Source organism: Nitrospirota bacterium, from assembly GCA_016195565.1.
In the GTDB taxonomy this organism is placed as follows: Bacteria; Nitrospirota; Thermodesulfovibrionia; order Thermodesulfovibrionales; family UBA1546; genus UBA1546.
On record JACPZK010000019.1, the window covers coordinates 22,938 to 29,573 of the forward strand.

At 44.1% G+C, this 6,636-nt stretch carries 7 protein-coding genes; all 7 read left to right on the forward strand.

The annotated features are described in order from the left end of the window. Positions 1–7 precede the first annotated feature (7 nt). The 7 genes from HY035_06655 to rfaE2 all read left to right on the forward strand — a co-directional run bounded on the left by HY035_06655 (position 8) and on the right by rfaE2 (position 6,491). Positions 8–1,726: a VCBS repeat-containing protein gene (locus HY035_06655; GenBank protein MBI3378061.1), complete on the forward strand. Its 1,719-nt coding sequence runs from the start codon at positions 8–10 to the stop codon at positions 1,724–1,726. Further along, positions 1,726–2,442, forward strand: coding sequence for an isoprenyl transferase (locus tag HY035_06660; GenBank protein MBI3378062.1), 717 nt, complete (start codon positions 1,726–1,728; stop codon positions 2,440–2,442). Before HY035_06655 ends, HY035_06660 begins: the two co-directional genes overlap by 1 nt. 1 nt (position 2,443) lies before the next feature. Beyond that, entirely contained in the window at positions 2,444–3,229 is a 786-nt protein-coding gene (locus HY035_06665) for a phosphatidate cytidylyltransferase (GenBank protein MBI3378063.1), read from the forward strand. Next, complete coding sequence (locus HY035_06670) at positions 3,226–4,371, forward strand: 1-deoxy-D-xylulose-5-phosphate reductoisomerase (protein ID MBI3378064.1); 1,146 nt, start codon at positions 3,226–3,228, stop codon at positions 4,369–4,371. The genes HY035_06665 and HY035_06670 overlap by 4 nt, the downstream gene beginning before the upstream one ends. Before the next feature lie 156 nt (positions 4,372–4,527). Next, positions 4,528–5,871: an RIP metalloprotease RseP gene (gene rseP / locus HY035_06675; protein ID MBI3378065.1), complete on the forward strand. Its 1,344-nt coding sequence runs from the start codon at positions 4,528–4,530 to the stop codon at positions 5,869–5,871. Between the two features lies 1 nt (position 5,872). Continuing rightward, positions 5,873–6,061 carry a hypothetical protein gene (locus HY035_06680; protein MBI3378066.1) on the forward strand — a complete coding sequence of 63 codons (189 nt, stop codon included), beginning with the start codon at positions 5,873–5,875 and terminating at the stop codon, positions 6,059–6,061. Next, entirely contained in the window at positions 6,036–6,491 is a 456-nt protein-coding gene (gene rfaE2 / locus HY035_06685) for a D-glycero-beta-D-manno-heptose 1-phosphate adenylyltransferase (GenBank protein ID MBI3378067.1), read from the forward strand. The genes HY035_06680 and rfaE2 overlap by 26 nt, the downstream gene beginning before the upstream one ends. Positions 6,492–6,636: the final 145 nt, after the last annotated feature.

Genomic DNA, 6,636 nt, shown 5'->3' on the forward strand with positions numbered 1-6,636 from the left:
AAAACACTTGTCAGTTGTTAGTTGTCAGTTAATAAAAATCGGAAGACTGTTCACTGTTCACTGTTCACTGTTCACTATTTTCTTACTGTTCACTGTTCACTGTTCACTGTTCACTGCTTATGCTGATGATAATTCCCTCAGTCTGATGCGTGATGATGTCCTTTCATATTTCAGTCCTCTGAAAGGCAAGGTTGTATCTGTGAATAACGGCATGGCCGTGATTAATATAGGCGAAAAAGAAAATGTAAAGAAGGGGATGAGATTTATTATATTCAGGGAAGGGTCGGTGTTTTTACATCCTGTCACAAAGGAGCCGATAGGAACGCTGGAGGCAGTCATCGGAAAAGCTGAGGTTAAGGAAGTCGGCTATGACGCCTCAACGGCAGTTATCCTTAAAGGCGATGTCAAAGTGTCTGATAAAGTAAGGATTTCAGAAACAGGAGTTAGAATGCTTTTTTATCAGGGCAAAAATGTTGACTGGAGTCTCGGCGACTCGTATTACCGTCTCATAAAGGAGACCGGCAGGTTTGAGATTGTTGACACGGCAATTGAGACGGATAATGATTCAGAGGTAATCGCCGAGGCAAAGAGGCTTAATGCGGATGTCGTTCTGATTCTGTCTGCAAAAGAGTCTGCCGGCGATACAATGCTCAAACAGAGGCTGTTGTGGGCGGATAATTCTTTAAAATTTGCCGAAGATGAGGTAAGAGTCGCTGTTGCATTTATGAAAGAATTAAGGTTTGGCGAAGAATTTTTCGGGCCTCAGAAAGGCGATGTGAGAACCTTTGTGGACCTGCCTTTTGGAGTCAGGCTGATTACAGCCGGAGATATTGATGGTGATGGGAAGGCTGAGCTTTTGATGAGCACAGGCAGTGATATACGTCTGTACTCACCGGGCGCTGCCGGAGACCTCAGCAGCCTTTACGAGATTAAAGGCTCTCCTAAGGATGACCATATCTGGCTGGATGTTTTGGATATCAACAGGGATGGCAAGGATGAGGTTATCCTGACCCTGACGAAAGACAATATGGTGGTTTCGCGCATCTATGAGTTTAAGAATGGTAAATTTTTCGTACTGTGGGAAGGCGATGTTTTCTTAAGGCGCATAGGCAATGAACTTATTGCTCAGGAATATGAGCCGGGGGAAGGGTATAAAGGCGCTGTATTTAAAGTTGCATGGGATAATGGATATAAAAAAGGAGCCAATGTAAGCATTCCCAGAGGCGTGAACATTTACGATTTTACTTTTATAAATGAGCCTGACGGCAAAAGGTTAGTGCTTGCATATGATGATGCAGGGCATTTGAATCTTTATGATGAGGGCATAAGGATATGGAGAAGCAGAGGTGATTATGGAGGCTTTCAGACAACATTTAAGCGTGCAGCGCCGACTATAATGGTGGAAAGAGGTGTATGGGCGGTAAAAGACAGGCTTTTTATGCAGAACAGGGAAATACTTGTTATAAAGAGAATTCCCCTTGTCGGAATGGCTAAGGGCTTGGGGTACAGTAAATCAGAGATCAGAAGTTTATGGTGGACCGGAGTTTCCATGGAGGAAAGGACTATCATAGATGATATTCCCGGAAAAGCGCTTGATTATACAATCACGGACAATAGAATCATTGTGCTTGATATGCCTATGCTGGGAATAAAATTCAATAATATTCTCAAAGGGGAAAACCCTATTGGGACAGTGCTTTATATCTACCCGCTGAAAGGGAGGTAATGTTGTCATACGATAAAATACCAGCCCATGTGGGAGTGATAATGGACGGCAACGGAAGATGGGCAGAGGTGCGCGGTTTTCCCCGGATAGAGGGGCACAGAAGGGGAGCAGAGAGGGCCAGGGAGATTATTACAGCGGCAATTGAGGCGGGAGTCAGGGTGTTAACCCTTTATACCTTTTCCCTTGAAAACTGGCAAAGGCCCAAAGACGAAGTTACGACGCTGATGAAGATTCTTGAGATATATCTGCGGAATGAATTCAATGAATTTATGGATAAGAAGATTGTCTTCAAAACCATAGGAGAGGTATGGAGGCTGCCGGAAAATGTGCAGGAGCTTATTGCTGAGACAGAGATGAGAACAGCAGCCAACACAGGTATGACGCTGGTGGCGGCATTGAGCTATGGAGGGAGAAACGAGATTATCAGAGCAGTAAAGAAAATTGTTTCTGCAAAAATAAACCCCGATGATATCACAGAAGAGTTTTTTGAATCCTTCCTTGACACTTCAGGCATCCCTTCACCCGACCTTATAATAAGAACGAGCGGCGAAAGGCGCGTGAGTAATTTCCTCCTATGGCAGGGCGCGTATTCTGAATTTTATTTCACAGAGACCCTCTGGCCTGATTTTACAAAGGATGAGTTTCTGATTGCGCTTCATGATTACCAAACGAGGGAGAGGAGATTCGGCGCTGTCCCTGTGAGGGTGAAGCCCTGATATGCATTTAAAGAGACTGATTATCGCCGCGATTTTACTGCCTCTCATTTATTTCTATATCACAAAACTGCCGGCTGAGTATTTTCTTTTTCTTCTTGTGATTGCCGCTGCCGCTGCGCAGTATGAATTTTATTCAATGTATAATGTTAAGGGGCTACCGAGGTATTCCGGTATAATTATGGGGATATTAATGTTGTTCACAGTTCACAGTTCACAGTTCACAGTCCCTGCCTTATTCATTATAGTTGCCTGTATAAGACTTTTTTCCAAAAAAAATCCCCTATCTGCACTCCATGATATAGCCCCTGTAATTATTGCCATTATATATATTCCTGGACTGCTTGGGTATCAGCTTTATCTCAGGGAAAACGGCTCTGAGTGGATAATATTCCTTTACGGGTGTGTGTGGGCGTCAGACAGTCTGGCTTATTATATAGGCAAGGGCATCGGCAAAAGGAAACTATACGAAGAGATAAGCCCGAACAAGACAATTGCAGGAGCTGTGGGCTCAATAGCAGGAGGCATGGCCGGTGCAGTTATCCTTAAAATTACGCTTGTAAATTATATTTCATTGTCTTTGATGCAAGCGGCTGTTCTGGGGATGATTATAGGGATGGTGACTATCATAGGCGACCTTGCAGAGTCAATGTTCAAGCGTGACGCAGGCGTAAAAGACTCAAGCAGCATAGTGCCTGGGCACGGCGGCATACTGGATAAGATTGACAGCGTTCTCTTTGCAGGGCCTGTGCTGTATTGGATTTCTATAACATTCGGCTTAATAAAATGAAACATGTAACGATTTTAGGCTCGACAGGCTCCATAGGGCGAAGCGCGCTTGAAGTAATCTCAAGATGCCGTGACAGGTTTAAGGTTGTCGGGCTGACCGCTAAAAATAATATAGGGTTGCTTGAAGAACAGATTAAGGTATTTAATCCTGAGATTGCGGCAGTGGCTGATGAGACATGCGCTTTGGAACTCAGAAAGAAACTCGGGATAAGGGTGCTTTCAGGCGACAGCGGCATTGCAGAGGTTGCATCGTACAATAAAGCTGATTTTGTTCTTTCAGCAATAATCGGATTCGCAGGTCTTTTTCCGACACTGTTTGCTGTAAGGGCAGGAAAGACAATTGGACTTGCCAACAAGGAATCGCTTGTAGTCGCTGGCGAAATAGTTATGAAAAATGCGGTAAAGTCCGGCGCAAAGATAATCCCCGTTGACAGCGAGCACAGTGCGATATTCCAGTGTATGGAGGGGCGGAGCAGGGAATCTGTAAAGAGGATAGTGATTACAGCATCGGGAGGCCCGTTTCTCGGTAAAAGCAGTAGCGAGTTGAAGAAGGTTACGATAGAAGACGCGCTGAAACATCCTAACTGGGATATGGGAAAGAAAATCACGATAGACTCTGCGACATTGATGAATAAAGGGCTTGAAGTTATAGAGGCGCACCGCCTCTTTGGGTTCTCCCATGATATGATAGATGTGCTTATACATCCGCAGAGCATAATTCACTCAATGATTGAACTCAGGGACAGGAGCTGTATAGCACAGCTCTCTGTGCCTGACATGAAGGGCCCTATAGCTTATGCCCTTACATATCCTGAGAGGCTTGATGACCCCATGCCATTTCTTGACCTGAGCGCTGTCGGCAAACTCACATTCGAGAAACCTGACACGGAATGCTTTCCCTGTCTTCTATATGCTTATGAGGCAATGAAGGAGGGAGGCACAATGCCTGCCGTGCTTAATGCCGCGAATGAAATCGCGGTGGCTGCCTTCATGCAAAGGGAGATAGGTTTTAATGATATCCCTGTTGTCATTAAGAATACGATGCAGCTGCATGATAGAAAACCAGCCTTAGAGATTGATGCAGTTGTTGAGGCTGACAGGTGGGCAAGGGAAAAGGCAAGGGAAATAATAAAGTCAAAATAGTTTGTCATTCCCGCAGTCAGTAAGCGGGAATCCAGACAGTTAAGGAACTGGATGCCCGACTAAAAACTACGGGCATGACGGATAAAGTTTTACGTGGCTTTACTTATGGTCTTATTAGTGAATAAAGTTAAAAATTAAAAGTTGAGGAGATAGAAGATGACATTTCTTTCGGCGATAGTATTATTGGGCATTCTGATATTTGTGCATGAACTCGGGCATTTTCTTTTTGCCAAGAAGCTTGGTGTGAGGGTGCTTAAGTTTTCTTTGGGTTTCGGCCCTAAACTCATTGGCAGAAAATACGGAGACACGGAATATCTTGTTTCTGCAGTTCCGCTTGGCGGATACGTGAAGATGCTGGGAGAAGAGCCCGGCGACGAACTGAAAGAAGAAGATAAACCGTTTGCATATAATTACCAGCCTGTATGGAAAAGATTTCTGATAGTTTTTTCAGGCCCTGTATTTAATCTGTTTTTTGCTGCTGCTATCTTCTTTGTCGTATTTCTGTCAGGCGTCCCTGTACCCAAGCCTTATGTCGGGAAAGTCTTGGATAATTCTCCTGCTGCTGCGGCTGGACTCATGACCGGCGACAGGATTGCGGCAATTAACGGCAAGACAGTCTCCGGATGGGATGACATCGATGTTCCTGTAAATGAAAGCCGCGGTGAGAGGTTGTTTTTCAAAATAGAAAGAGAAGGAAAAATTATTGAGCTTACCGTAACTCCTGAAAAGAAAACAGGGAAAAACATATTCGGTGAAAATACAGAAGTTATGGATATTGGTATTATGCCTCTCTTGTATCCCGAGGTTGGCGAGGTAATTAAAAACGCTGTTGCTGAAAAAGCCGGCATAAAGAAAGGCGACAGAATCGTGGAGATAGAAGGCGCTCCCATTCAAACGTGGCATGATATGACGGCAATCATACATGGAAGCCCTGAGAAACCGCTGAGACTTAAAATAAAGCGAGATGAAAATTTTCTGGAATTGACTGTAACCCCTGAAAAAAAGACTTTTAAGTATCCTGACGGCACTGAGAAACATATCGGGCTCATAGGCATAGGTCCGGCAGGCAACAATGTAATAAAAAAATATAATCTTCTTAAGGCGGCGTCATTGGGGGTTAAGAGAACATGGGATATGGTTGTGCTCACGGTTGTTGGAATTATTAAGCTCATACAGAGGATTATTCCGGCTGACACATTGGGCGGGCCTATAATGATATTCCAGATGGCCGGACAGCAGGCATCACTTGGAGTCATGAACTTTTTGGTATTTATGGCTGTGATAAGTATAAATCTTGGCGTGCTTAATCTTTTGCCAATCCCTATCCTTGACGGAGGGCATATACTGTTTCTCGGCATCGAAGCCGTAAGGCGGAAACCATTGAGCGAAAAAGTAATGATGATAGCCCAGAGAATCGGACTTGCAATAATTATCACATTGATGGTTTTTGCTTTTTATAATGATATAATGAGGTTTATCAGCGGTAAAACAATCTCTTAAAGTGGCGAGAATTACAGATGAAACACACATGCCTCAAAGAGATACAAAGGGCAATGGACATGTCATTGCGAGGAGTCCCGAAAGACTTCGGGACGACGTGGCAATCTTTAAAGGCGAGATTGCTTCGTCTTCGGTTCGCAATGACAGAATAGAGGTATTTTCGGGTGAAAAAGATACTAAACTGGAATGAACTAAAGGCAGAACTTGACAACCTCAAGACTAAAGGCAAAAAGGTTGTCTTTACCAACGGCTGCTTTGACATTATTCATGCAGGTCATGTGAGGTATCTCAGAGAGGCGATGAAGCTCGGAGATGTGCTTGTCATTGGTTTGAACTCGGATAAATCTGTTTCTAAGATAAAACCCGGAAGGCCTGTCAATCCTCAGGACCATAGGGCGGAGATTTTGTCTTCGCTTGAGATGGTAGATTATGTAACCATGTTTGATGAAGAAACTCCTTATGAGCTGATTAAACTGCTCAAGCCCGATATCCTTGTCAAGGGCGGCGACTGGAAAAAAGAAGATATTGTAGGTTCTGATATTGCAAAGGAGACCCGCAGCCTACCGTATATTAAAGGCATCTCAACTACAGAGTTAATTGAGAAAATAAAAAAGCTGTAAGGAGGATTTGTAGGGTTTGACGAAATTAGGAACAACTGGTAAGTTAGTCCTCCGGAAGGAGGAAGCAGATGGCAAGAAAGAAATGGAGCGCAGAAGAGAAGCAGAAAATGGTATTGGCAGGCTTGAGGAATGAGGCGTCAGTAGC